The following is a 23,603-nucleotide window of genomic DNA, read 5'->3' as shown; positions in this document are numbered from 1 at the left end:
GCCCGATTGTCCCGACGTCCGCTCTCCGAGCGCGCCGTGGCATAGATATCCAGAAACTGGTCCGGCTTCGCGAGATTCTCTTCGAAGGAGGTACAGGTGTAGGCGGGCTCATCGTCGGCAACGTCACAGGCCAGCATAGTAAAACCGTCGGATTTCTTCGCCGCGGCGCGGCGGCTGGTTCCGAACACTCGAAAGCCCGCATTCCGCAAGGCTTTGGCTGTGGCGAGACCGATGCCGGAGGATGCGCCGATAGACGAAGGGGCGGAGGGAAGCGCACACCCGCGCTGTCCGGTTCGACGGCCATGCTCATCTCCAATCTGTGCTCTCAAACCAGCATCGACTGCTGGCGAAGATTCCCGCCGTCGCGCCTTCCCATATTTCCGGAGTCAGGCCGTGCAGAAGCCGGGGACGGCGACCTTCTGGAACAGGTGCGGGCTGGCCACGACGGATGAAGGATATGCTGGAAGTTTCGCGAGGAACTCGGGATCAGTGAAGGCGGCGCGGACCGCCTCGGTGGATTCCCACACCACATAGTTCAGGTAAGTCGGGCTCTCGCCGATCGCTCGATGTAGTTGCATGGAAATGAAGCCCGGTTGCTTCGTTATGATCTCGGCAGCCGCCTTGAAAGCGTCCAGGAAGCCCGCTTCGTCGGCGGGATCGACGACCGCGAAGAGGTTGATAAGCACGAGAGGCGCGGCCGCGATACCGAGTTGGCGGTCAAACGGAAATTTCTCGTCGAGAGGTTTGAATGGTTTTGCGGCAGTCATGGCGGCGCTCCTGTTGAACTGGGGTGATCGATGCTGCTTGCTCTCAAACCAGCATCGACTGCTGGGCGGAGATACCCGCCGTCGCGCCTTGCCATATTGCGGTGGTGACGGAGGGGATGCCGGGGTTGGCAAGGTCGCCGGCGGCATAGATGCCAGGCATGCTGGTCTCGCGGCGCTCGTCGACCTTGAGGGCGATGCCGGTGGGCGTATTGACCGTGACGAGGCCCAGGGATTCATGAAGGCTTGCGGACGGCTTGTTGCGCGGTTGCGCGAACAGAATGTCGACCGCAACATCGGGGCCGGTATCGAGCTTGATGGTGGCACCATGGCTCCCGTGACGTGCGATTTCGGTGATCCGGCCATCAACGAGAGGTACCTTTCGGCCCGCCAGATCGGCCCGTATCTCGGGGGTGATGTCGAGACCATTGCCGAAGACAGTCAACCTGTCGGTCCAATCGTGAAACAGCCTGACCTGATTCATCGACTGCGGGCCAGACCAGACGAGGCCCCAATGCTGGTCAGCAACTTCGAAGCCGTCGCAATAGGGGCATGGGATAACGGATGTGCCCCAGTTCTCGGCAAAGCCCGGGACATCAGGCATTTGGTCAACAACGCCATAGCTCAGGATCAGGCGGCGTGCGCTAAGGGTTTCACCATCGCCAGTGAGGACGGAGAAATTGTCGATGGTACCGGAGATGCTGTCGGCGCGGGCATTGACCATCCTGATAGCAGGGTAGCGCGCGAGTTGCTGCCGCGCCGCGGCCAGGATGTCGGACGGTGGCTTGTCATCATGGCCGAGCACACCGTGCGAGCGGCCGGCGAAGCGATTGCGCTGAAGGCCGGTATCGAGAACGATGATTTTGCGGCGGGCACGGCCAAGCTGCAGGGCGGCGGCGAGTCCGGCAAAGCTGCCGCCGATAATGATGACGTCATCCATTGTGGACGGGCTCCGTGTTGTTGATGGTGGGGCTCGACTGGGTCCGGTTGAAGCCTATCCCTTGGCTTGCACATTTTAGAACTGTGCGGTATCGTAATTCGATAATTAGGATACTGTCAAGGACTGAAATTGTGGTAACCGAGAAAAACACCCAGGCCCGGCGCGGCCGGCCCGCCAACGAGGCGCTTGGACAAACGATCGTCGACACGGCGGGCGAACTTTTTGCGGAACTGGGTTTTCAAGCGACGACATTGGACAAGGTCGCCCAGCGGGCGAAGATATCCAAGCTCAGCATCTATCGGCACTTCGAGAACAAAGAGGCGCTGTTTGGCGCGGCGTTTGCGGCCCGCTGCCAGCAGTTAATACCACAGGCACTTTTTGAAGGCGTCGAGGGTCCGGCCGAAGATCAGCTCATGGCGGTGGGGTCATCACTGCTTCGCACGCTGTTGCGCCAGGATGTCCGCAATGTCGAAGCCATGGTCATGGCCGACATGACGAGTCAAAAGTCGTTGAGCAAGCTCCATTACGAAGCTGGATCCGCCCATATCATCGCCCAAATCGAGGCCCTGTTGCGTCAGTTGCACGCGAAGGCGGTTCTGAATGTGCCCGATCCTCTCCAGTCCGCCCGCTTGTTTGCCGCGCTTTTCAAAGGCTCCGATATTCTGATTATCGCACGCTTCGATGAGGCCAGAGCAGAGGACGACAACGAAATCGAATCCTATTGCCGGTCGGCCGTCGCCATGTTTATCGCCGCGCACGGTGGCAACGACCACGCGGGAGGATATTCGCCTGCCTCCAGGTTAAAAAGGCAAAAATTGAATCGTGCGTGACCGAGTAGGCCAGCAGGTCAAGGCAGGCTAGCAGATCAGGAAAACTGAGGAGTCGGCGCACGTTCCTATCTCTATCGCGCTCGCAACCAGGTGGAGCGGTTCTTCAACAGGATCAAACAATGTTGTCGGGTGGCGAGCACGCTACGACAGCCTCGCTGCCAATTACCTAGCCTTCGTTGAACTCGCGTCAATCAGGCTGTGTTTTGCGCCTGAGTGAGTCCACGCCTCAGTTCTTGAACTTCTCGCCCGGATAGGCGCCCCACACCTGCGACTGGGCCATCCAGCCGGTGTGGCCGTCAAAGGTCATCTCGCACCATTGGCCGTCGCATTTCTTGATCGAGCCGATCACGCCCGGCTCGATGATGGCGATGACACCGGCGTCCTTGTCGGGCTCGTCGAGCAGGTTGACCTGCCCGCCCTTGCCGCGCTGCCAGGGCGCGACGATGGCGGTGCGCCGGCCGGAAAGCAGCGACTGGTTGATCCAGCCCTCCGATCCATCGGCATCGCGCACCCGCCGCCAGGTGTCGAATTCCTGAATGACTTCCATTGGCAGTCCGGCCTTCAGATACATCCAGTTGACGGAATAATTGGCGCCGGGGCCGACGCGCGAATTGACGCGGGCCGGTTTCAGGCTGACGAAGCGCGGCAGCGGCAGGCCGCTCGGACCAAGCGTTATGGTTTGCGCCGGCGCGGCCGCGCTTTGCGCGAATGCCTGCGGCGCGCAAAGGAGGGCGCCAAGGATGGCTGCGCTGAAGGCCAGGCGAAGCGACGCGAAACCAGACACTTTCGTTCCTTTCGGCGCCGGTCCGTCGGATGAGCGCCCCTTTTTCTTTGTCTTCGGCGGCACCGCTTGTTACAGGAGTGGGCTGATGCCGTGACTGGCTACAAGTTTCGCCGGTCTTGGTTAAAGAGGTCTCAACGAGATCGGTTTCGAGAGCATGACCCCGAGAAGTGGGAATCGGCTTTCGGAAACGATCATGCTCCAAAAAAGAGCAGGATCAGGATGACGATTCAACGAGACGTCAACCTGATCTAGCAAGCTTCGGGGATAAAATGGCAGGCAAAAAACGGCCCCTCGTCGTCATCACGCGCAAGCTGCCCGACCCTGTCGAGACCCGCATGCGCGAGCTGTTCGACGCAAGGCTGAATGTCGAGGACCGGCCGATGACCCAGCCGGAGCTGGTCGCGGCGATCAAGGAAGCCGACGTGCTGGTTCCCACCATCACCGACCACATCGACGCGGCGCTGATCGCCCAGGCTGGCGAAAACCTGAAGCTGATCGCCAATTTCGGCAACGGCGTCGACAAGATCGACGTCTCGGCGGCCGCCAAGAAAGGCATCACCGTCACCAACACGCCGAATGTGCTCACCGAAGACACCGCCGACATGACCATGGCGCTGATGCTCGCCGTGCCGCGCAGGCTCGCCGAAGGCGCCAATGTGCTGACAGGCGAGAAGAAATGGGCCGGCTGGTCGCCGACCTGGATGCTCGGCCGGCGCATCTGGGGCAAACGTCTTGGCATCGTCGGCATGGGCCGCATCGGCACGGCCGTCGCCAGGCGGGCCAAGGCCTTCGGCCTGTCGATCCACTATCACAACCGGCACCGCGTGCTGCCGGCGGTCGAGGAGGAGCTGGAGGCAACCTATTGGGAAAGCCTCGACCAGATGCTGGCCCGCATGGACATCATCTCGGTCAATTGTCCCTCGACGCCGGCGACGTTCCACCTTTTGTCCGGCCGCCGGCTGGCGCTGATGCAGCCTTCGGCTTACCTGGTCAACACGGCGCGCGGCGACATCATCGACGAGGAAGCGCTGATCAAGCTGATCCATGACGGCAAGATCGCCGGCGCCGGCCTCGACGTCTATGAGCACGAGCCGGCGCTGAACACCAAGCTGTTGAAGCTTGCCGCCAAGGGCAAGGTGGTGCTTCTGCCGCATATGGGATCGGCCACGCTCGAGGGCCGCATCGACATGGGCGAGAAGGTGATCATCAACATCCGCGCCTTCTTCGACGGCCACCGCCCGCCGGATCGGGTTTTGCCGCTGAGGACCTGAGGGCTTAAACGGCCGCGGTAATCGCACCGTCCGCGCCGACGGCTACCGCGCCTCCGCGGTAGGCATCGAACGCGCCGCGGTCGAGCCGCACCGCGATCGGCGTCTGCCAGCCCATTTCCCGGGCGACTATCAGGCCGAGCAGCAGGATGGCGTCCGGCTCTTGCAGCACCAGGGCCACCGGCGCGCGGCCGTTGTGGACCAGTTCCATCAGCACTGCCGAAGCCGATGACGAGCCGATCGTGCCCGGCAGGAACAGCACGCGGCCGGCAATGACTTCGCCATGCTGCGGGTGGCGGACATCGGCGATGCGGCCTGTCTTCGGGTCGACGCCGCCCCAGAAGCTGATCGGCGCCGTCAGCACCAGCGCCTCGCCTTCGCCGGCCTTGCCCGGCACCAGGATTTCGGCTGCTGAGTTCATGCGCCGACATCCGTGAAGACCGGCTTGCCGAGGACCGCGCTTTCGACGCAATCGGCGAGCGAGGCGTAGAGCACCGCATATCCGGTGTTGCCCGGCGCGTAATGCGCGAACTTGCCCGAATTGGTCATCAGCACGCCGTTGCCGATGTCTGGCATGATCGGCGTCACCACCACGCATGTATCGGCGACGATGACGACGCCGCTGGCCTCGAGCCTCTTTCGCCGACCGTCCTTTTCCAGCAAGGCAAGCGCGTGACGGCCGGTGCACGCATAGATCGGCACCGCGAGCCGCCGCCCGCCGATCAGCCGCTCCAGGCTGTCGAACTCGGCGTTCGAAAGATGCGGGCTGCCGATCGCCACCGCATCGATGGCTTTAGGCGCTGCCGCGGTCGACAGGCCCGCGCGGGCCTTGGCAACCATCTCAGGCGTCACGCGGATCACCGCTTCCGGTTCCGGCCCGGCCAGGATGCTTGCGACGTCGGGAGCCTCGGGCGTCACGCCGGCGATGTGGAACAGGCCGACGGCGCCGGACGATGCGGCCGCAGCGCCGAAGGCTTTCAGCGCGTCTTCGCCGGGATGACTGGCCACGTCGGTGACGACACCGATTGCGTTGCCGACCTCACGGCCGTAGAGGCTGCCCAGGACAGGCCAGGCGATCTCCGAGGCAAGGAAGGAGGGCGACAGGCCCGAGACGTCGAATACCAGCCGCGCCAGGCGGTTTTCAGGCCGATGCATGCCGTAATCCGGCGCGCGGCCGGTGATGGCGCAGGCAATGTCGAGGAAATCGCCGTAGCGGTTGGTGCGCGCGCCCAGCACAGAGTTGCAGAAGACGACCGCGTTGGACTCGCCCCAGGCCACGTCGCTGCCGAGTGCTGGCCTGTGCCCGGCCTGATAGGGCGCGCAGGTCCAGCTCTGCTCGCAGCCGAGCTTGCGATAGGCCTCCATCATCCGCCGCGCCATGCCGCGCTGCGGCTCTTCCAGGCGGATGCGCGAGCAGCCCATCAGGTCGAGCGCTCCGACATTGAGCGTCGAGCGTACCGCGACCTTCGCGCCGCCTTCGACCAGCTTTTCGGCGAACAGCGTGCCGGAATCGCCGTGATAGAGCGCCCCGTCGATATGCGCGGACGCGATCGGGATCAGCCGTGGCGCGCCGAGCAGCTTGGCGCTTTCGGCGACGATGCGCATCGCCATGCCCGCGCCGTCCTGCCGGGCGGCGATCGCCTGTTCTTCCGGGCTGAGGGCCAGGCTCAAGGCAGCACCTTGCGCATGGTGATGGAGGTCGACCTGTCATAGCCCGCATGCGCCGTGCGCCCGGTCTCGCGAAAGCCGAGCCGGGCGAAGGCTGCGTGGTTTGCGGTCAGCTCGATGCGGCTCTGCAGCTCGATCGCATCCTTGCCGCGCGCGCGGGCAAGATCCTCCACCGCTTGCATCAGCCGGGCTCCGAGACCCTGACCCTGAAGCGCTGGCTCGACCGCGAGCTTGCCGACATAGAAATCCCGCGCCCGCTCCAGCGCGAAGACGCAGCCGACGACACGGCCGTTCTCGACGGCCACAAAGCACGTCTCCTTTTTCGCCTTCTCGGCAAGGTTGTCGGCGCTCAGAAGATGCGCCGATGACGGTGGGTCGATGACGCCGTCCATATAGGCAAAGGCGCGGCGGATCAGCGCGAGCAAGTCGTCCCATCCGTCGAAATCCGCGGGAAGGCCGATAATGGAAATGCCGACGGTCTGGTCCATACGCTCAGACGGCCTTGTAGCGGATGATGTCGAAGCGGGCTGTGAGCCCGTCATAGAGCAGCAGCCGGCCGATGAGCGGCTCGCCTATGCCGGTAATCAGCTTGATCGCCTCCATTGCCTCCAGCGCGCCGATGACGCCCGTCAGCGCGCCGACAATGCCGGCAACAGCGCAGGACGGCACCAGCCCTTCGGGAGGCGCCTCTGGGAACAGGTCGCGATAGCTCGGGTTGCGCTTTCCGTCGGCGCCTGTCTCGAACGGTTTCAGCACCGTGACCGAGCCGTCGAAGCGGCCGACGGCGGCCGTCACCAGGGGTTTCTTCTCGCTGGCGCAGGCATCGGCGACCGCGTACCGCGTCTCGAAATTGTCGGAGCCGTCGACAACGACATCGTAACGGGCGACGAGGGCAGGGGCGTTCGCTTCCGTCAGCCTCAGGCGATGCGATTCCACCGCGACGTTAGGGTTGATGCGCATGATCGCTGCCGCGGCGCTGTCGGTCTTGGCCAAGCCGATCGTGTCGCTGCCATGGATCACCTGCCGCTGCAGGTTGGACAGCGAAACCGTATCGTCATCGACGATGCCGAGCGTGCCGACGCCGGCGGCGGCTAGATATTCCAGCACCGGTGCGCCGAGCCCGCCGGCGCCGATCACCAGCACCCGCGCCCGTTTCAGCTTATGCTGCCCCGGCCCACCGATCTCCGGCAGCACGATGTGGCGGGCGTAGCGTTCGAGCTCTTCGTCAGTGAGGGCGGCATCGGTCATGGCTGGACTTTATCGATGGCGCAGAGCCTTGTCAGTAAGCGCAAGGCAAACCTTGTGGTCCACATGACGAGGAAAAGGTTTCGCACGACGCAAGGCAACGCCTGGTGGCACAGCGCCGAAATAGCTTCTTCACGGGCTAGCCGGTCGGCTCGACGCTGCCATGATCGACCGTCAGGAACTGCGCCCGGCCTTCAAGGCTCGAGAACAGGGCGGCATCCGTGCCCGTCATGAAGGCTTGGCAGTTGAGCTCCTCGAGGATCGAGAACAGCGCCGCGCGCCGGCCTGCATCGAGATGCGCGGCGATCTCGTCCAGCAGCAGGATCGGCGTCAGGCCCGACATCTCGCCGGTCAGCCTGGCATGCGACAGCACGATGCCGACCAGCAGCGCCTTCTGCTCGCCGGTCGAGCACAGTTCCGCCGGCATCGACTTGGGCCGATGCCGCACCACCAGGTCGGAGCGGTGCGGGCCGTCCAGCGTCCGGCCGGCGGCGCGGTCGCGCTCCCGGCCATTGGCGAGTGCCGCGCGATAGCGTTCCTCGACATCGACCGCAGGCGCGCTGCCGAGCGCGCTTTCAAGATCGCCGGCGAGGCTGATATCGGCCTGCGGAAACGGCCCGCTGCCGGGCAATCTGTCGATCATGGCGGCAAGCAGCCGCACCAACTCGGCCCGCGCCGCGGCGATCGCCACGCCGGTTTCGGCCATCTGCGTCTCGATCGCGTCGAACCAGGCGTCGTCGCGGGAGCCTTCTGTAAGCAGGCGGTTACGGCCGCGCATGGCTTTCTCATAGTCGAGCGCGCGCTGGCCATGGCCGGGGTCGATCGCCAGCACCAGCCGGTCGAGGAAGCGGCGGCGGTCCGCCGCCGGCCCGGGAAACAGGCCGTCCATCGCCGGCGTCAGCCAGACGACCCGCAGCCATTCGAGCATATCCTCGGCCGATCGCGCCGGCGCGCCGTTGATCCGCACCTTCCTGCCGCCTTCGCCGGCGGTGTCGCCGCCGGAAATGCCGGTGCCGATCTCGACCTGGCCCTCCGGCCCCTCGATGCGCGCATGCAAGGCGAAGCCACCGTCGCCGCCTTCGCGCGCCACATCCGCATAGGGCGCGCGGCGCAGGCCCCGGCCAGGCGTCAGGAACGAGATCGCTTCCAGGAGATTGGTCTTGCCGGCACCATTGTCGCCGGACAGCACCACCGCGCCAGGGGCAAGTTCCAGCGAAAGCGCCGCATAGTTGCGGAAATTCGTAAGCGTTAACTTACTTATGTAGCTTTGCTGCCGAAGCTGTTTCGCATCCGCGGTCACGGCGACACATCAGGTCCGCTAAGCAATTCCAGGAAAAGTGCACTGCGGTTTTCCGTCCGGAATTGCGACAGACAAAAGCGCAATTCCAGGAAAAGTGCACTGCGGTTTTCCGTCGGGAATTGCGACAGACAAAAGCGCAATTCCAGGAAAAGTGCACTGCGGGTTTCCGTCCGGAATTGCGTCGACAAAGAGACCTAGACCCGCATCGGCATCAGCACATAGAGCGCGGTTTCGTCGGCCATGTCATGGATCAGCGTCGGCGAGCCGGCGTCGGCCAGCATGAACTTGGCCTCCGACCCGGTGAGCTGGGCCGCGACGTCGAGCAGGTACTTGGCGTTGAAGCCGATCTCGATCGGATCCGACGAATAGTCGGCCGCCAGTTCCTCGGTGGCACTGCCCGAATCCGGATTGTTGACCGCGAGCGTGAGCTGGCCGTCATTGATCGACAGCTTCACGGCCCGGCCGCGTTCGGAGGAAATGGTCGAGACGCGATCGACCGCGGCGGCGAAGCTCTGGCGATCGATGATCAGCTTCTTGTCGTTGCCGGTCGGGATCACGCGCTGGTAGTCGGGGAAGGTGCCGTCGATCAGCTTCGATGTCAAAACGACGCTGCCGATGGTGAAGCGGATCTTGGTGTCAGACAGTTCCGTCGTCACCGCGACATCGGGGTCGTCGACCAGCTTCTGCAGCTCGCTCACCGTCTTGCGCGGAATGATGATGCCCGGCATGCCTTCTGAACCTGCCGGCGCGTCGATCTCGGCGCGCGCCAGGCGATGTCCGTCGGTCGCCACCGAGCGCAGCTTCAGCTTGCCGCCGACTTCGACGGCGTGCAGGTAGATGCCGTTGAGGTAGTAGCGCGTTTCCTCGGTCGAGATGGCGAACTGGGTCTTGTCGATCAGCCCCTTCAGCGCCGCCGATTCCAGCCGGAAGATATGCGAGAACGAGCCGGCCGAAAGCTCCGGGAAGTCGGATTGCGGCAGGCACTGCAGGCGGAAGCTGGAACGGCCGGAGGTGACGGTCATCGCGTTGCCGTCCTCGTCCGTCTTCAGCATCACCTCTGCGCCATCGGAAAGCTTGCGCACGATGTCGTAGAGCAGATGCGCCGGCACCGTCGTCGCGCCGCCGCGCTCGACCTTGGCGGGTGTCGCCTCTGTCACCTCGAGGTCGAGGTCGGTCGCCTTCATCTCGAGGCTCGCGCCTTCGGCGCTGAGCAGCACGTTGGAGAGGATCGGGATGGTGTTGCGCCGCTCGACCACGCGGTGGACGTGGTTGAGGGACTTCAGGAGATTTGACCGTTCCAGGATAACACGCATGACGAACAGGCTCGCTTCAATGAATGAACGGGTCACCGGCAGGCGGCATCCCGCGAAAGCCCTGAAAGGCTTCCAGAATCTCCGTAAGCTGACAGTAAAAAGCCTGCAAAGGCAAGCCCGCGGCACCGGTTCGGGCCGGTTGCGCGGGCTTTCTGGGGATAAAGCCGGCGAAGCGGGTCGCCGGCCATTTTTGCATCGCCTCAGGCCTGGTCGTTGATCAGCCTTCTGAGCAGTTCGAGCTCCTGCGCCAGCGTGTTGTCCCCGCCCGAAAGGTCCTCGATCTTGCGCACGGCATGCAGCACGGTCGTGTGGTCGCGGCCGCCGAAACGCCGCCCGATCTCCGGCAGCGAGCGCGGCGTCATCACTTTCGACAGATACATGGCCACCTGCCGCGGCTTGACGATCGTGCGCGTGCGCCGGTTGGACAGAAGCTCCGTCTTCGACACGTTGTAATGGCGCGCCACGATGCGCTGGATGTCCTCGATGCGCACCCGCTTCGGCTCGCCCGAGCGATAGATGTGGCCGAGGATCTCGTCGATCCGGTCGATCGTGATCTGCGGCTCGAAGGACTGGCGAAACAGAAGCTGGTTGAAGGCGCCCTCAAGCTCGCGCCCGCTGCCGGTGACCGTACGGGCGACATGCTCCAGGATCTCGTCCGAGATGTCGAGCGAGGTGTCATCGCTCTTGGCGGTGGCGCGGCGCAGCTTCAGCATGCCGAGCCGCATGGCGAAATCCGGCGCCGACATTTCCAGCGCCACGCCGCCATTGAGGCGCGACCGCACGCGCGGTTCCAGCGATTCCAGTTCCGACGGCGGCCGGTCGGCCGCGACCACCACCTGCTTGGCGCTGTCGAGCAGCATGTTGATGAGGTGGCAGAATTCGTGCTGGATCGATTTGCCTTGCAGGAACTGCATGTCGTCGATGATCAGGAGATCGATGTCGCGCAGCTGCTCCTTCAGCGTCAGCGCGTTGTTGTCGCGGATCGCGGTGGCGAAGCGCCACATGAAATACTCCGCCGTCAGATAGACGACGCGCGACTTCGGATTGTGTCGCAGCGATTCCGCCGCGATCGCCTGCAAGAGATGCGTCTTGCCGAGCCCGACGGTGGCATGCAGGAAAAGCGGGTTGAAACGCACCGCGCTCGACTGCGATTCCGCCACGGCTCTCGCCGCCGCGAAGGCCACCCTGTTGGACGGTCCCTCGATGAAGGAGGCGAACGTGTAGCGCGGGTCGAGCGGCGACCCCAGAACATTGTGGCGGAACTCCGGTTCCGCGGACGCGCCCTGGCGGGGCGCCGGCGCCCGTTGTTCCACGCGTCCGGCGCTCGCGGTGCCGTTGGCGAGCGCGGTGTGCGTCTGCCTGGTCGTCTTGCGGGCCGGCGCGATTTCCGGCTCGACATGGTTGCGCCCCTGGCGCGTCGCGGTGCGCACGACGATCTCGATCTTGAGGACGTCGGGATCCTCATGCCGCCACAGCTCCGCGATAAGCTCGAGATAGTGGCCGTTGATCCATGACCGCAGGAAGGCGGTCGGCACCGAGATGCGGACAATGCCGCGGGAGGCCTCGGCGACCTTCATGCGACCAAACCAGCTCGAATAGACCTCGGCCCCCAGACGCGCCTTCAGCTGGGCCTTGACCCGTTCGAACTTCTGTTCCGCGTCGCTGGATACCGCCACGTCGCCCTCTCCGACAAAAGTTGCTGGAAATGGGAGATCGCCCGCTATCTCCCTCTCGATGCCGCTTTGCATGATCACAGTTCCTTGTCTTCTCGTACCCTTTTCCCGCCGGGGATGCGCCTCCTGCATCCTTGGTCCGGCGACCTCATTCGCCGCGCTGCCCTGCCGCCGCCGGCAAACGGTCATCGCAACTCGCGCAAGGGACCAGCCGCCGGCTCCGCACGCCGGCTTCCGACAAAGACAAGGCAATACGCCACCCTCCGGCGAAAACGCCGGCGAGACATCGACCGCCAATGTACAATTACGCCAGTCCCCTACCGCACCGAAGAGACAAACCAAGCCACGCGCGGAATTGCTCCACGTCATGAATTCTGCCATTTTGTGCTGGCCGATTCAGGCTGGGTCAGGGGCTTAGTGCCCGTCCCTTCGATGGATGGACATTACCGAAATCGCTGTGGATAGGGCAAGGCCACATCTAACGGTTTTTTAACGAATCTGGTTACCGAACGGGGCTTGAATTCGGGTGCTGCGACGGCACGTTTTGACAAAGCCATTGTGATTCAAACCCTTTTCCGGCGAATATGAAAAAGACCGCCCGAAACGAAATATTCTGAAATAATTCTCTTGACAGCTACTTCTCCCCCGCGGTCCGGCCGTGCGTTGAACAAGCTGTGGATGACCGTCTGTAAGCACCTGAAAAGAATGCGGAATTTTTGACAGGAGAATTTGGGCAGCTGCCGCGGCAGAGGCGCGCAGATATAAGCGGCGCTGTATATGCCGGCAAAACAATACCGGCATTTTGAATCGCCTCACAAGTGCAGCTTGCGGGCGAACTTTTTAAGTACTTGCCGGCAAACGAAAAAACCCGGCCTGTGCGGCCGGGTTCCAAATCGATGGAGGATTGAGTCGGTCAGGCCGACAGCGTCTTGACCCGCTGAGCCAGTCGCGAAACCTTGCGGGAAGCCGTGTTCTTGTGGACGACGCCCTTGGTGGCGGCGCGCATCAATTCCGGTTCCGCAGCCTTGAAGGCTTCCACCGCAGCGGCCTTGTCGCCGGCGGCCAGTGCCTCTTCGACCTTGCGGACATAGGTGCGGACGCGCGAGCGGCGGTTCTTGTTGACCGCAGCGCGGCGGGCGATCTTGCGCGTAGCCTTTTTGGCCGAGGAAGTATTGGCCATGATGCCTCTCTTCTGATCTGGTGAACGCCAGCGATGTCGCAGGGCGCAAAAAACAAACGGGCAGCCACGGGCCGCCTCGGTTGGTGCGGCTTATAGTTCAGCTTTTCCGCCTCGTCAACGCCGCTTCGCGGTCTTTTTGGGCCTCGATGTCATGTCCCGCAAAATCGCGGCCACCTGGGCGAAGCGCCTAAAGCGCGTCGCGATCTTTCAGATTCGCTCCATGCGCTTTAGGTTTTGATTTTAAGCATGTCTTTATCCCGAAACCGGTCCCCACTTTCGGGAGACATGCTTTAGCGGTTGGTGAAGTTCGGCTTCCGCTTCTCGACGAAGGCGGCCATGCCTTCTTTCTGGTCGTCGAGCGCAAACAGCGAATGGAAAAGACGGCGCTCGAAGCGCAGCCCCTCGGCCAACGTCGTCTCGTAAGCGCGGTTGACGGCTTCCTTGGTCATTATCACCGACGGCAGCGAGAACTCGGCGATCTTCGCCGCCGCCTTCAGCGTTTCGTCGAGCAGCTCGGCGACCGGGACCACCCGCGACACCAGCCCGCTCCTCTCGGCCTCGGCCGCGTCCATCATCCGCCCGGTCAGGCACATGTCCATCGCCTTGGACTTGCCGACGAATCGGGTCAGCCGCTGTGAGCCGCCCATGCCCGGCATGACGCCGAGCGTGATCTCGGGCTGGCCGAATTTGGCGTTGTCGCCGGCGAGGATGAAGTCGCACATCATGGCCAGCTCGCAGCCGCCGCCGAGCGCATAGCCAGCGACCGCCGCGACGATGGGTTTGCGCGTGCGCGTGAATTCCTCCCAGCCGACGAAGAAATCCTGCGTGTAGGCGTCGGCGAAGGACATCGCCTGCATTTCCTTGATGTCGGCGCCGGCGGCGAACGCCTTTTCCGAGCCCGTAAGCACCATCGCGCCGATGGCGGGATCGGCATCGAACGCGCTCGCCGCCGCGACCACCTCCGCAAGCACCTGCGAATTCAGTGCATTGAGCGCCTTGGGCCGGTTCAGCGTGATCAACCCGACCTTGCCGCGTGTTTCCACGAGAATGGTTTCATAGGTCATGGTTCGCTTCCTCCGCGGGGGTGGGATGATCGATACCGTTCCTAGCTTACCGCTGACAGGTCCGGCAATAGAAGGTCGAGCGGCCGCTCTGCACGATGCGTTCGACATGGCCGCGGCAGCCCGGCTTCTGGCACGGCTCCCCCTCGCGATCGTAGACCGCGAAGGAATGCTGGAAATAGCCGAGCGATCCGTCGGCCTGGACATAGTCGCGCAGCGACGAGCCGCCGGCGGCGATCGCATCGGCGATGACCGAGCGGATCGCCTCGGCGAGGCGTTCGCTTTGTCCCTTCGCCTTCTTGGCCGAGCCGGCGATGGTGCCGGCTTCGCGCAGCGGCGAGAGCCCGGCGCGCCACAGTGCTTCCGAGACATATATATTGCCGAGCCCGGCGATCAGGCGCTGGTCGAGCAGCGCCGCCTTGAGCGGCGATCTGCGATCCTTCAGCAGCGAGGCGAGCAGGGGGCCGTCGAGCGCGTTACCGGTTGGCTCGATGCCGAGTCCCGCCAGCATCGGATGGGTGTCCGGCGCGCCTTCGGCAAACAGCATGAAGCCGAAGCGGCGCGGGTCGTTGAAGATGATGCTGGACCGCACGCCGTTCGGCGAGGTGACGTCGAACACGACATGGTCGTGCGCGGCGATCTTCGAGCGCTCCTGATGGAAGGAGCCGGGGAGGTCGCTGCTCCCGGCGCTTTCGATCCGGAACGACCCCGACATGCCGAGGTGGCAGATCAGCACCGGACCATCTTCGACATGCATCGTCAGGTATTTGGCGCGCCGGCCAAGCGCCGTCAAGGTCTTGCCTGTCAGCCGCTCCGAAAAGCGCTCGGGAAAAGGAAAGCGAAGGTCGGGCCTGCGCGCTTCGACCTTGACCAGCCGCGCCCCTTCCAGGACCGGCTGCAGTCCGCGCCGGACGGTTTCGACTTCAGGCAGTTCAGGCATGGCCGCCTATCGCTGCAAGGAATGATGTCCCATGGCGTCCGGCTGCCAGGCCAAGGTGATCCGCAACGGTTTCGCCGATATCGGCGAAGGTTGGCCTCAGCCCGATGTCGCCGCCCTTCAGCCCCGGCCCGATGCCGATCACCGGAACGCGCTCACGCGTATGGTCAGTGCCGCGCCAGGTCGGGTCGTTGCCATGGTCGGCTGTGAGGATGAGAAGGTCGCCCGGCCTGATGCGCGACAGCGCCTCGGGCAGCCGGCGGTCGAAGGCTTCGAGCGCGGCCGCGTAGCCGGCGACATCGCGCCGGTGACCGAACTCGGTGTCGAAGTCGACGAAATTGGCAAAGACCAGGTCGCCGTCGCCGGCATCGTCCATGGCGCCGAGCGCCTTGTCGAACATCGCCATGTTGCCGCCGGCCTTGCGCACCTGCGAGATGCCGCGATGGGCGAAGATATCGCCGATCTTGCCGACGGCGATGACCTTGCTGCCGCGCTCCGTCAGCCGGTCGAGCAGGGTCGGCTCAGGCGGCGGCACCGCATAGTCGCGGCGGTTGTGGGTGCGCTGGAACGTGGCGGGCGTCTCGCCCACGAAAGGCCGCGCGATCACGCGCCCGATCTTCAAGCGATCGACGAGCCGGCGCACCGTGAGGCAAAGCTCATAAAGCCGCTCCAGGCCGAAATGCGTTTCATGCGCGGCGATCTGCAACACGGAGTCCACCGACGTGTAGCAGATCGGTCTGCCGGTGCGGATATGCTCTTCGCCGAGCCGCTCGATGATCTCGGTTCCCGGCGCATGGCAATTGCCGAGGATACCCGGCACCTTGCCTTCGCGGATGATCGCGTCGGTCAGCTCGGCCGGGAAGGCAGGCACCGTGTCGGGAAAATAGCCCCAGTCGAAGCGCACGGGCAGTCCTGCGATCTCCCAATGGCCCGACGGCGTGTCCTTGCCGCTTGACACCTCCTGGGCGGCGCCGTGGAAGGCCGAGCCGATCGGCGGCGCATAGATGCCGGTTCTGAACCCCGTCGCGGTTTGCGCCGCCAGGCCAAGCCCGAGCGACATCATGTTGGGCACGGCGAGCGGTCCTTTGCGCAGACCTTCCCGGTCGGCGCGGCCTTCGGCGCAGGCCTTGAAGATATGTCCGAAGGTGTCGGCGCCGGCATCGCCATAGCGTTCGGCGTCGGCCGCGCCGCCGATGCCGAAAGAATCGAGAACGAACAGGAACGCGCGCGCCATGGGTGTCATTGTTGTCAGTCCTGGTCGCCAGACATAAGGTTCCCCGGCGGCGTTGGCAAATCGGAAACCAAACCGCGACCGCTTCGCGCCATAGTTGCGACGAGGCGTGGATATGGCGGGAGCAAGGCAAGCATGGCGAGGCGCGGCAAGATCGCGGCAAGGCAGGCCGTGAAAATGTGCGCGGCCGCTCTCTTGGCGTCCGGCGCCGCCGCATGGCCGGCACACGCCGACTGGCGTGACGACATCGGCACGTTCCGTATCGGCATCGTTGCCACGCCGGGCGGCGGCAACACCGTCCCCGGGCTTGCGCGTCTGACGGAAGCCTATGCCAACGCGCTCGGCATGAAGGTCGAGTTCGTCGTTGCGCGTGACTATGGGGCGCTGATCGAGGCGCAGGCGAGCGGGCGCGTGCAATACGCGGTCTATTCGGCGCTTGCCTATGCCACGGCCTCGGAGCGCTGCGGCTGTGTCGAGCCACTGGTGGCGCCGGTCGACGCCGACGGCGCCGTCGGCATCCGCTCCGTCCTGGTGACGCGCGACGGCAGGCTTCAGGATCTTGCCGCCATGGCTTCGCATCGGATCGCGATTGCGCCGGCCGATAATGTCGGCGGCGCGCTGCTGCCGCTGGCGGCCCTTTCCGCCGCAGGGGTGAAGATTGCGCGGGATTCGCCGTTCCTGGCACGCGCGGCGTCGGCCACGGCGGCCGAGACGATGTTGAGCGTCGGCGATGCGGATGGCTTGTTCGGCTGGGAGCCGGCCGATGCCGACGGCCAAGCCGCCCATTCCGGCGGCACGGTCGAGCGGCTGGAGGCTGCCGGCATCCCTGGGGCGTCGCTTAGGGTGTTATGGACCTCCGACCTGTTGCGCTACGGGCCGCATGCGGTGCGCAGCGATCTCGATCCAGAGACGAAACGACGGCTGACCGTCTTCCTGACCAATCTCAAATCACAGACGCCCGATGTGTACGACCTCCTGGAGAGGGCGCATACCGGCGGCTTCGTGCCGGCGACGTCCAAGGATTACGCCATGGCGATGGGCATTGTGCGGCAGGCATTGGATGGCCGCTAATGACCGTCAGCAGTCGCTGCAAGGGATCATCGGAACCCGGCGAGGCCTGAGATAATAAGTCTCGCTCATGTTTATGTTGCTGAAGGTCGACAGCAATCCAAACGATTTCGCTTTTTCATCGGTCGCGCTCCAGGCGATGACCGGTGTATAGCCGAGATCGCTTTCCACACGGATTAGGAAAGTGTTGCGGATTTTCAGCGTCGAGGGGACAGTCGTGGTGTCGCCGGGCTTGGCATCGGCGCTGTAGGTGCTGCCAACCAGCTTGCGCGACCACACTACCTTCACTGTCGGCGATGCCTGGTCCGACATCTGTATGGCGGTGATGATGATCTTCGGATCCGAGCGGTTGTAGGGCAGAAGCGTCGTGCTGCCGATCTTCATGATGGCATCGAGGTTCGCCTTCACGACCGCCGTCTGCTGCGTGACGAGATCCGCCACCATGCTGCCGATGCGGCTAACTTTCTTGCTGGTCTCAATGGCCTGGGAGGCTTCCATCGTGATGAAATACATGATGAGCAGCACCGGCACGATGAGCGCAAACTCGATCGCCGCGACGCCGCGCCGATCGCGGCCAAACCGGCTGGCTCGCGCCACGATAGCCGAAATCCCCCAATGTGCCCCCGCACGGTACATCCTATCCTCCAGATCGCCGCAGTCTCAGTCGTCCACCAGTCTCAGTTGTCGTCGAACGGTTCGTTCTGCCAGGTTACGGACGCGAAATGCAGCGTGGTCCCATCAGTGAAATTCTGCATCTGTTTGGCCAGGAGATCAGTCATCACCGGCCATTTGTAGAACACCCGCAGCATGTTGATCGATTCGGCCAGCCCGGGCGATGTCGTGAAGGTCTTGTCGCTTCCGCTTTGCGTCAGCACGATTTGGTTGCCATTTATTCTGTAGCCCGCCGTAGCTGCGTCGGCGAAGCTCGGATATTCACGCAGGTCCACCAGCAATCCCGGGCAGTCCTTGGCCACCATGATCTCCAGCTTGCTGCAGATCAGCCGCTTGATGGAGGCTTCGGTGACGTTCGACCTCTGCAACTGCCCGGTCCGCAACTGGCGGGCGACATCGTCGGTGACGTTGGCCATCACCTCCTGGCCGGCAAAGGAGATGCAGCTCTCGAGGATAGCGAAGACGAGAAGCGCGAACGGGATGGCAAGCATCGCAAATTCCATTGCCGTGCTGCCGCGTCTGTCGCTGAAGAAGCCGGGGCGGGGTTTGCCGCGCGCCGAACTGTCCATCCCGTTGCCGGATGTGGCATCCTTGCTCATTTGCCTTCCTGCCGAATCCCCTCGCGGTACCGGCGGCAAGGTAGCGAAAACCCATTGAGGTCCGGTTTGGATGATCGTTAAATTCGCCCGGCAGGCTTTAAGCTGTCTTTAACGCCTGCTCCGACGCTTTTTGTCGGGCTTAGTGCGCGGCGCTCATTTCGGTTTCGGAAGCCTTCTCGGCCTCGGTCTTGTAGGCGCTCTCGCAATAGGGCGTGCAAGACATGGTCTGGACTTCGGCACGCCTGTAGATGCGTACCGAGGAAGCGGCCTGTCGCACGACGGTCACCTGTTCATCGATGATCGGGCTGCCGTCCGAGTCGAGCACGACCAAATTGGTGACGCCAAAACCTTTGCCGGTGAGAACGATGGTCGAGGCGTCCTGCACCGAGGCATCGGCGATGGCGGGGTTGCCGATGACGACGGTGTCGGCCGCACGGGACAATTTGACGATCTTTGCCTGGTTCATGGTCACTTCGACACCCGCGCCGGCCTTGGCCGGCATCACCAAGGCGGCAGCCGCCAGCAGCGCGGCGACTGGAAACAGCGATCTCGACAACCTCATTGAACAGCTCCCGGCAGGCGGATTCTTCAACGGAACATGAACGAGATTGGTGAAGCAACGGTTAAACCGGACCTGGCCGCGATTAAGGATTTTGCCTCGCCCGTCCACGCGCCGACGGCGCTTCCTGTTTTAGTAACATTGCACAAGCGCCGGTTTGCGCCGCTTTGCTCGATCCTCGAGCCGGCTGACAATGTTTAGGTCGCGGTTAACCACGCAGTGCGTTCGCCGCTGGAAAGGAATCGGTAAGGCTGTTTATTAAGCCGATCGAAACGGCTTCTCCCTAGATTTGCAGCGTCCGATCAACCGCAAAGAGAAGTTGACGGAAGTGCTGTAACACGTGGAGTAGGAGCTCTCGCATGTCTAATCTCATTGCACGTTTCGTGAAAGACGAATCCGGCGCGACCGCCATCGAATACGGTCTGATCGCCGCTCTCATCGCGCTCGCCATCATGGTCGGCGCCACCTCGCTTGGCACCGCGCTGAATGCCAAGTTCGATGCGATCGCCACGGCTGTCAGCGACGCCCCGTCGGGCAACTGATAAGCCGAGGACGGCGAAGTCATTCTGACACAAGGGCTGCCTCGCGGCGGCCCTTGTTCGTTGCAGCATCCGGCCACCCCACTCACCGATCGTTAATGCGCCGTGCCTTAGATTGCGCGCGGTATTGTCTCACGGCACTTGTTTCATGCTCGAAGCCATAATCTTCGTCGTCTTCCCATTCTGCATGCTGTTCGCTGCGATCTCCGACACGTTGTCGATGACGATCGCCAACCGCGTTCCCGTGCTCTTGGTGGCCACATTCGCGCTTGTCGCGCCGCTCACCGGGATGGACTGGGCGACCTATGGCTGGCACTTCGCCGCCGGCGCCCTCGTGCTTGCCACGACATTCGGCCTCTTTGCGCTCGGCGGCATGGGCGGCGGCGACGCCAAGCTTCTGGCCGCGAGCGCTCTGTGGATGGGCCTCAACATCGATTTGATCGGCTATCTGGTGACGTCGGCTTTCCTTGGGGGCCTGCTGACCATCGCAATCCTCGCCTACCGTAAATCGCCGCTGGCCGCCTATACCGGCCACAGCCGGTTCCTGCGCCACTTCGCCGACGAGAAAGTGGGCATTCCCTATGGCGTTGCGCTTGGCGCCGGTGGACTGATCACGTTCCCGGATTCGCCACTGATGGTCTGGGCGCTGCAGAGGCTCACGGCATAGGTTTGGCGACATTGATGTCGGCGACCGAAGGCGGCCTGGCCGCCTTTTTTGTTAACGACGAGACCGTTCGATCGAATTTGAGTAAACCTTAAATTAATCACGATCGTAAGCATTACATTAACCTTGTTTTGACGATTGCGGCTGCAAAGTCCGGCCTGGCGAGGTGGTTTGCCTTGAGGCGAAGGGTTTCGGACGAATGCCAGCATCCCGATTGATTATTCTGGGCGTGGCTGCGGTCGCGGCGGGTAGCGCGGGCTATGTCGCCAAGAACATGGTGGTGGCGCCGCCGGCGCAGGTCGTTGTCAATGCGCCCGCGCAGCCGGCGGTCGCGTTGCAGGACGTGCTGGTGCTTTCCGGCGACGTGGCGATGGGCAGCCAACTCGGCAACAACGTCAGCTGGGAAAAATGGCCGTCCGACGGTGTCAATGCCAATTTCATCACGCGCGCCGCCGAACCTGACGCGGCCGAAAAGCTCAAGGGCTCGGTAGCGCGCGTCGCCATGTATACGGGCGAGCCGCTGCGCCGCTCCAAGCTGGTCGGCGAGGGGCAGAGCTTCATGTCGTCGATCCTGCCTTCAGGGATGCGCGCTGTCGCCACCGCGATATCGGCCGACACTTCCGCAGGCGGCTTCATCCTGCCCAACGACTTCGTCGACGTTATCATGACCCGCCGCGCCGACACCGGCAACGGCGGCAGCGGCTTCAACACCGAGACCATCCTCAAGAACATCCGGGTGCTGGCCATCGACCAGACCATCCAGGAAGACGAGGAAGGCAAGAAGACCAGGGTCGGCCAGACCGCGACGCTGGAGCTGACGCCGCAACAGGCCGAGATCATCACCGTCGCGCAGCAGATGGCGGACCGCCTGACGCTCGCGCTGCGCCCGATCACCGACATCCACGAAAAGAGTACGGACGAAGCCGACTATCTGGTCAACGGCAACGGCCGGCGCGGAACGGTGCGTCTGATCAAGTCGGGCGAGGTTTCCGAGGTGGGAGCAAGGAAATGACGCTAAATGGCAAACTGCTGCCCTTCCTGGCGACCGCGACGATCGGTCTGCTGCTGATTGGCGCCAACGCCTCGGGACTGGTCGAAGCCAAAGCCGCGAGCGCCGGCGTATCGGCTTCCGTCGCCACGCAGCGCGTCAAGCTCGGCCTCAACAAATCCGTGGTCATCGACTTGCCGAGCGATGCCTATGACATCCTCGTCGCCAATCCGGCGGTTGCCGACGCGGTGACGCGCACGGCACGGCGCATCTACCTGTTCGGCAAGGCGGTCGGCGAAACCAACATCTTTGTCTTCGGCCCCAATGGCGAGCAGATCGTCAGCCTGGACCTTGCCGTCGAGCGCGATGTCGCCGGGCTGGAGGATTATCTGAAGCGCTTCATCCCGTCCTCGCAGATCAAGGTCGAGCTGCTGAACGACAACGTTGTCCTCACCGGCATGGTCGACACGCCGCTCGATGCCAAGCGCGCCGTCGATCTCGCGACCATCTTCGTGTCAGGCGGTGAAGCGACGACCGGCCAATATTCGCAGACCGCCGCCGGCGGCTCGGTCAATGGCGGCGTCGACATCAACAACCCCGACCAGGAGCGCCGGACCTCCAAGATCGTCAACCTGTTGCAGATCATCGGCGACGATCAGGTAACGCTCAAGGTGACGGTCGCCGAAGTCAGCCGCTCGGTGATGAAACAGCTCGGCGTCAATATGCTCGCCAGCGGCGGCAGCAACGGCATTTCCTGGGCGGCGCTCAGCGACCCTTACATGGGTCTTGGCAAACCGCTGTCGAACGCGGGCCTCTCTATCAGCTCGTCAGGGCTGCAGTCCTATATCAACGCAATGGAACAGTCGGGGGTCATGAAGACCCTGGCTGAGCCGACTTTGACCGCCGTGTCCGGGGAAAAGGCGACCTTCAAGGTCGGCGGCGAGTACAATATTGTGAAGAGCGTTTCCGCCAACGTGTCCACGGACAACCAGACCGGTCTGCAGAACTATTCGGTCGACAAGATCGAGTACGGTATCGGGCTGGAGTTCCAGCCGGTTGTTCTGTCGCCCGGTCGCATAAGCCTGAAGGTGAGGACGTCGGTTTCCGAACCGACGACCGAAGGATCCGTATCGGCATCCACAGACAACCAGAACATCGGCATGAACGCTTTGTCGCTGCGCAAGCGCCTGGCCGATACGACGGTCGAACTGCCTTCCGGCGGTTCGATGATGATCGCGGGCCTCGTGCGCGACGATCTCAGGCAGGCTGTCACCGGATTGCCCGGCCTGACCAAGATCCCCGTGCTCGGGACGCTCTTCCGCAGCCGCGACTTCGTCCGCAACGAAAGCGAGCTCGTCATCATCATCACGCCCTATCTGGCGCGGCCGGTGACGCGCAACGACCTGGCCAAGCCGGATGACAATTTCAACCCGCCGAGCGACGGCGCCGGCATGTTCCTCGGCCGCGTCAATCGCGTCTACGGCACCATGCAGACGGACAGGCCAGCCGGGCGGTACCACGGCGTCGTCGGCTTCATCTACAAATGAGTGGGAACGCGGATATGTCCAAGTCAGCATCGAAGGTCATGACGGTCCGGACAGCATCCGGCATCGCAAGGATAGGCCGGCAGGTGGTCCCGGCACTGGCGGTCGCCCTTGCGGCGTCGCTCGCGGGTTGCGCCAATCGCGACAGCATCACGGTCGGGTCGATCCCGGACGACTATCGCACGACCCATCCGATCGTCATTGCCGAGAAGAATCAGAAGATCGATCTGCCGGTCGGCGCCGGCGATCGCGGCATGACCGGCGCGCAGCGCGATGCGCTGCTCGGCTTCCTCGACGGCTACGACAAGAGCGCTGCGCCGGCGCTGACGATCGCGATGCCGGCAGGCTCCGCCAACGAAGTTGCCGCGCAGGCGGCAGGCCGCGATTTTGCCAGGCTTGCCATGAAGGCGGGCGTCAAGCGCGATCGCATCGTCATGACTTCCTATCAGTCGGCTGTGCCGGAGGCGTCCGCGCCGGTGCGCGTCGCCTTCGTCGCGGTGCGGGCGCAGACCGATAAATGCGGGCGTTGGCCCGACGACCTGACCGAGACGTCGGACAACAAGCATTATGCCGACTTCGGCTGCTCCTATCAGAACAATCTCGCGGCCCAGGTGGCCAATCCCAACGATCTGATCGGGCCGCGCAAGCAGTCCGAAATCGATGCCGAAAATCGCAGCGCGGTGATCGATGTGTACCGGACGAGAGGCATCTCAGACGAGTTCCTGGGCAATTCGGAAGTGACGTACTGAGCCGGCGGATGACGGAAAAAGCAGCCA

Annotated in this window: 26 protein-coding genes and 2 pseudogenes; 10 read left to right on the top strand and 18 right to left on the bottom strand. The window is 63.5% G+C overall.

What is annotated here, in order from left to right:
- Positions 1-107: 107 nt before the first annotated feature.
- The 3 genes and pseudogenes from EJ072_RS36690 to EJ072_RS09075 all read right to left on the bottom strand — a co-directional run.
- A pseudogene (locus EJ072_RS36690) lies at positions 108-251 on the bottom strand (short-chain dehydrogenase/reductase); the annotation flags it as partial.
- Positions 252-386: 135 nt separating this feature from the next.
- Positions 387-767 carry an antibiotic biosynthesis monooxygenase family protein gene (locus tag EJ072_RS09080; protein ID WP_126079398.1) on the bottom strand — a complete coding sequence of 127 codons (381 nt, stop codon included), beginning with the start codon at positions 765-767 and terminating at the stop codon, positions 387-389.
- Positions 768-810: 43 nt separating this feature from the next.
- A complete protein-coding gene (locus tag EJ072_RS09075; RefSeq protein ID WP_126079397.1) occupies positions 811-1,704 on the bottom strand; it encodes an NAD(P)/FAD-dependent oxidoreductase in 894 nt (297 codons plus the stop codon).
- Positions 1,705-1,835: 131 nt separating this feature from the next.
- Here EJ072_RS09075 and EJ072_RS09070 point away from each other — a divergent pair, with 131 nt between their 5' ends.
- Positions 1,836-2,534 carry a TetR/AcrR family transcriptional regulator gene (locus EJ072_RS09070; RefSeq protein ID WP_126079396.1) on the top strand — a complete coding sequence of 233 codons (699 nt, stop codon included), beginning with the start codon at positions 1,836-1,838 and terminating at the stop codon, positions 2,532-2,534.
- A gap of 66 nt (positions 2,535-2,600) precedes the next feature.
- A pseudogene (locus EJ072_RS09065) lies at positions 2,601-2,751 on the top strand (transposase); the annotation flags it as partial.
- A gap of 9 nt (positions 2,752-2,760) precedes the next feature.
- Here EJ072_RS09065 and EJ072_RS09060 read toward each other — a convergent pair.
- A complete protein-coding gene (locus EJ072_RS09060; RefSeq protein ID WP_112128468.1) occupies positions 2,761-3,318 on the bottom strand; it encodes an SH3 domain-containing protein in 558 nt (185 codons plus the stop codon).
- A gap of 269 nt (positions 3,319-3,587) precedes the next feature.
- Here EJ072_RS09060 and EJ072_RS09055 point away from each other — a divergent pair, with 269 nt between their 5' ends.
- Positions 3,588-4,589: a D-glycerate dehydrogenase gene (locus EJ072_RS09055; RefSeq protein WP_126079395.1), complete on the top strand. Its 1,002-nt coding sequence runs from the start codon at positions 3,588-3,590 to the stop codon at positions 4,587-4,589.
- 4 nt (positions 4,590-4,593) lie between these two features.
- Here EJ072_RS09055 and EJ072_RS09050 read toward each other — a convergent pair whose 3' ends face one another.
- From EJ072_RS09050 to EJ072_RS08995, 11 genes are all read right to left on the bottom strand, one after another.
- A complete protein-coding gene (locus EJ072_RS09050; RefSeq protein WP_126079394.1) occupies positions 4,594-5,007 on the bottom strand; it encodes a DUF126 domain-containing protein in 414 nt (137 codons plus the stop codon).
- Positions 5,004-6,257, bottom strand: coding sequence for an aconitase X catalytic domain-containing protein (locus EJ072_RS09045; RefSeq protein WP_126079393.1), 1,254 nt, complete (start codon positions 6,255-6,257; stop codon positions 5,004-5,006). Before EJ072_RS09045 ends, EJ072_RS09050 begins: the two co-directional genes overlap by 4 nt.
- Complete coding sequence (locus EJ072_RS09040) at positions 6,254-6,742, bottom strand: GNAT family N-acetyltransferase (protein WP_126079392.1); 489 nt, start codon at positions 6,740-6,742, stop codon at positions 6,254-6,256. The genes EJ072_RS09045 and EJ072_RS09040 overlap by 4 nt, the downstream gene beginning before the upstream one ends.
- Positions 6,743-6,746: 4 nt before the next feature.
- On the bottom strand, positions 6,747-7,502 hold the full coding sequence (locus EJ072_RS09035) for a molybdopterin-synthase adenylyltransferase MoeB (RefSeq protein ID WP_126079391.1): 756 nt from the start codon (positions 7,500-7,502) through the stop codon (positions 6,747-6,749).
- Between the two features lie 136 nt (positions 7,503-7,638).
- Positions 7,639-8,799 (bottom strand): DNA replication/repair protein RecF, encoded by a 1,161-nt coding sequence (gene recF, locus EJ072_RS09030; protein ID WP_126079390.1) that lies wholly within the window; start codon positions 8,797-8,799, stop codon positions 7,639-7,641.
- A gap of 194 nt (positions 8,800-8,993) precedes the next feature.
- Positions 8,994-10,112, bottom strand: a complete 1,119-nt coding sequence (dnaN, locus tag EJ072_RS09020) for a DNA polymerase III subunit beta (protein WP_095819339.1) — start codon at positions 10,110-10,112, stop codon at positions 8,994-8,996.
- 200 nt (positions 10,113-10,312) lie between these two features.
- On the bottom strand, positions 10,313-11,860 hold the full coding sequence (gene dnaA / locus EJ072_RS09015) for a chromosomal replication initiator protein DnaA (protein ID WP_126062828.1): 1,548 nt from the start codon (positions 11,858-11,860) through the stop codon (positions 10,313-10,315).
- Positions 11,861-12,698: 838 nt separating this feature from the next.
- The gene (gene rpsT, locus EJ072_RS09010; RefSeq protein WP_040985913.1) at positions 12,699-12,965 is read right to left on the bottom strand and encodes a 30S ribosomal protein S20; all 267 of its coding nucleotides are present in this window, start codon (positions 12,963-12,965) and stop codon (positions 12,699-12,701) included.
- A gap of 290 nt (positions 12,966-13,255) precedes the next feature.
- The gene (locus tag EJ072_RS09005; protein WP_126079388.1) at positions 13,256-14,029 is read right to left on the bottom strand and encodes an enoyl-CoA hydratase; all 774 of its coding nucleotides are present in this window, start codon (positions 14,027-14,029) and stop codon (positions 13,256-13,258) included.
- 46 nt (positions 14,030-14,075) lie between these two features.
- Positions 14,076-14,966 (bottom strand): bifunctional DNA-formamidopyrimidine glycosylase/DNA-(apurinic or apyrimidinic site) lyase, encoded by an 891-nt coding sequence (gene mutM, locus EJ072_RS09000; RefSeq protein WP_126079387.1) that lies wholly within the window; start codon positions 14,964-14,966, stop codon positions 14,076-14,078.
- Positions 14,959-16,197 carry a phosphopentomutase gene (locus EJ072_RS08995; protein WP_126083565.1) on the bottom strand — a complete coding sequence of 413 codons (1,239 nt, stop codon included), beginning with the start codon at positions 16,195-16,197 and terminating at the stop codon, positions 14,959-14,961. Before EJ072_RS08995 ends, mutM begins: the two co-directional genes overlap by 8 nt.
- A 132-nt stretch (positions 16,198-16,329) precedes the next feature.
- Here EJ072_RS08995 and EJ072_RS08990 point away from each other — a divergent pair, with 132 nt between their 5' ends.
- Complete coding sequence (locus EJ072_RS08990) at positions 16,330-17,265, top strand: PhnD/SsuA/transferrin family substrate-binding protein (RefSeq protein ID WP_126079386.1); 936 nt, start codon at positions 16,330-16,332, stop codon at positions 17,263-17,265.
- A gap of 6 nt (positions 17,266-17,271) precedes the next feature.
- Here EJ072_RS08990 and EJ072_RS08985 read toward each other — a convergent pair whose 3' ends face one another.
- From EJ072_RS08985 to EJ072_RS08975, 3 genes are all read right to left on the bottom strand, one after another.
- Entirely contained in the window at positions 17,272-17,898 is a 627-nt protein-coding gene (locus EJ072_RS08985; protein ID WP_126079385.1) for a TadE/TadG family type IV pilus assembly protein, read from the bottom strand.
- A 41-nt stretch (positions 17,899-17,939) separates the two neighbouring features.
- Positions 17,940-18,503, bottom strand: coding sequence for a TadE/TadG family type IV pilus assembly protein (locus tag EJ072_RS08980; RefSeq protein WP_245467348.1), 564 nt, complete (start codon positions 18,501-18,503; stop codon positions 17,940-17,942).
- Between the two features lie 169 nt (positions 18,504-18,672).
- Positions 18,673-19,095, bottom strand: coding sequence for a pilus assembly protein N-terminal domain-containing protein (locus tag EJ072_RS08975; RefSeq protein ID WP_126079383.1), 423 nt, complete (start codon positions 19,093-19,095; stop codon positions 18,673-18,675).
- Positions 19,096-19,131: 36 nt separating this feature from the next.
- Between EJ072_RS08975 and EJ072_RS35900 the strand changes: the two genes are divergently transcribed.
- From EJ072_RS35900 to EJ072_RS08950, 6 genes are all read left to right on the top strand, one after another.
- Positions 19,132-19,293: a hypothetical protein gene (locus EJ072_RS35900; RefSeq protein WP_189343265.1), complete on the top strand. Its 162-nt coding sequence runs from the start codon at positions 19,132-19,134 to the stop codon at positions 19,291-19,293.
- Between the two features lie 158 nt (positions 19,294-19,451).
- Complete coding sequence (locus EJ072_RS08970) at positions 19,452-19,634, top strand: Flp family type IVb pilin (RefSeq protein ID WP_126079382.1); 183 nt, start codon at positions 19,452-19,454, stop codon at positions 19,632-19,634.
- A 145-nt stretch (positions 19,635-19,779) separates the two neighbouring features.
- Complete coding sequence (locus tag EJ072_RS08965) at positions 19,780-20,298, top strand: prepilin peptidase (RefSeq protein WP_126079381.1); 519 nt, start codon at positions 19,780-19,782, stop codon at positions 20,296-20,298.
- 196 nt (positions 20,299-20,494) lie between these two features.
- Positions 20,495-21,307: a Flp pilus assembly protein CpaB gene (cpaB, locus tag EJ072_RS08960; protein WP_126079380.1), complete on the top strand. Its 813-nt coding sequence runs from the start codon at positions 20,495-20,497 to the stop codon at positions 21,305-21,307.
- Positions 21,304-22,830 (top strand): type II and III secretion system protein family protein, encoded by a 1,527-nt coding sequence (locus tag EJ072_RS08955; RefSeq protein ID WP_126079379.1) that lies wholly within the window; start codon positions 21,304-21,306, stop codon positions 22,828-22,830. The genes cpaB and EJ072_RS08955 overlap by 4 nt, the downstream gene beginning before the upstream one ends.
- Before the next feature lie 14 nt (positions 22,831-22,844).
- Positions 22,845-23,576: a CpaD family pilus assembly protein gene (locus tag EJ072_RS08950; RefSeq protein ID WP_126079378.1), complete on the top strand. Its 732-nt coding sequence runs from the start codon at positions 22,845-22,847 to the stop codon at positions 23,574-23,576.
- The last annotated feature ends 27 nt before the right edge of the window (positions 23,577-23,603 follow it).

The organism is Mesorhizobium sp. M2A.F.Ca.ET.046.03.2.1, assembly GCF_003952425.1.
GTDB lineage: Bacteria > Pseudomonadota > Alphaproteobacteria > Rhizobiales > Rhizobiaceae > Mesorhizobium.
The sequence above is the reverse complement of the archived record's forward strand: the minus strand, read 5'-3'. Positions and strand labels throughout refer to the sequence as shown.

What these genes read in the sequence shown, in the direction of transcription:
- EJ072_RS09005 (WP_126079388.1), bottom strand. Translation starts at nt 14,029, where the DNA reads ATGACCTATGAAACCATTCTCGTGGAAACACGCGGCAAGGTCGGGTTG.
- EJ072_RS08975 (WP_126079383.1), bottom strand. Translation starts at nt 19,095, where the DNA reads ATGAGGTTGTCGAGATCGCTGTTTCCAGTCGCCGCGCTGCTGGCGGCT.
- EJ072_RS08965 (WP_126079381.1), top strand. Translation starts at nt 19,780, where the DNA reads ATGCTCGAAGCCATAATCTTCGTCGTCTTCCCATTCTGCATGCTGTTC.
- EJ072_RS09040 (WP_126079392.1), bottom strand. Translation starts at nt 6,742, where the DNA reads ATGGACCAGACCGTCGGCATTTCCATTATCGGCCTTCCCGCGGATTTC.
- EJ072_RS09075 (WP_126079397.1), bottom strand. Translation starts at nt 1,704, where the DNA reads ATGGATGACGTCATCATTATCGGCGGCAGCTTTGCCGGACTCGCCGCC.
- EJ072_RS09050 (WP_126079394.1), bottom strand. Translation starts at nt 5,007, where the DNA reads ATGAACTCAGCAGCCGAAATCCTGGTGCCGGGCAAGGCCGGCGAAGGC.
- EJ072_RS09035 (WP_126079391.1), bottom strand. Translation starts at nt 7,502, where the DNA reads ATGACCGATGCCGCCCTCACTGACGAAGAGCTCGAACGCTACGCCCGC.
- EJ072_RS08950 (WP_126079378.1), top strand. Translation starts at nt 22,845, where the DNA reads ATGTCCAAGTCAGCATCGAAGGTCATGACGGTCCGGACAGCATCCGGC.
- EJ072_RS09055 (WP_126079395.1), top strand. Translation starts at nt 3,588, where the DNA reads ATGGCAGGCAAAAAACGGCCCCTCGTCGTCATCACGCGCAAGCTGCCC.
- EJ072_RS09080 (WP_126079398.1), bottom strand. Translation starts at nt 767, where the DNA reads ATGACTGCCGCAAAACCATTCAAACCTCTCGACGAGAAATTTCCGTTT.
- EJ072_RS08970 (WP_126079382.1), top strand. Translation starts at nt 19,452, where the DNA reads ATGTCTAATCTCATTGCACGTTTCGTGAAAGACGAATCCGGCGCGACC.
- EJ072_RS08990 (WP_126079386.1), top strand. Translation starts at nt 16,330, where the DNA reads ATGGCGAGGCGCGGCAAGATCGCGGCAAGGCAGGCCGTGAAAATGTGC.
- EJ072_RS08985 (WP_126079385.1), bottom strand. Translation starts at nt 17,898, where the DNA reads ATGTACCGTGCGGGGGCACATTGGGGGATTTCGGCTATCGTGGCGCGA.
- EJ072_RS08955 (WP_126079379.1), top strand. Translation starts at nt 21,304, where the DNA reads ATGACGCTAAATGGCAAACTGCTGCCCTTCCTGGCGACCGCGACGATC.
- EJ072_RS08995 (WP_126083565.1), bottom strand. Translation starts at nt 16,197, where the DNA reads ATGGCGCGCGCGTTCCTGTTCGTTCTCGATTCTTTCGGCATCGGCGGC.
- rpsT (WP_040985913.1), bottom strand. Translation starts at nt 12,965, where the DNA reads ATGGCCAATACTTCCTCGGCCAAAAAGGCTACGCGCAAGATCGCCCGC.
- dnaN (WP_095819339.1), bottom strand. Translation starts at nt 10,112, where the DNA reads ATGCGTGTTATCCTGGAACGGTCAAATCTCCTGAAGTCCCTCAACCAC.
- EJ072_RS35900 (WP_189343265.1), top strand. Translation starts at nt 19,132, where the DNA reads ATGAACGAGATTGGTGAAGCAACGGTTAAACCGGACCTGGCCGCGATT.
- EJ072_RS08980 (WP_245467348.1), bottom strand. Translation starts at nt 18,503, where the DNA reads ATGGACAGTTCGGCGCGCGGCAAACCCCGCCCCGGCTTCTTCAGCGAC.
- cpaB (WP_126079380.1), top strand. Translation starts at nt 20,495, where the DNA reads ATGCCAGCATCCCGATTGATTATTCTGGGCGTGGCTGCGGTCGCGGCG.
- mutM (WP_126079387.1), bottom strand. Translation starts at nt 14,966, where the DNA reads ATGCCTGAACTGCCTGAAGTCGAAACCGTCCGGCGCGGACTGCAGCCG.
- dnaA (WP_126062828.1), bottom strand. Translation starts at nt 11,860, where the DNA reads ATGCAAAGCGGCATCGAGAGGGAGATAGCGGGCGATCTCCCATTTCCA.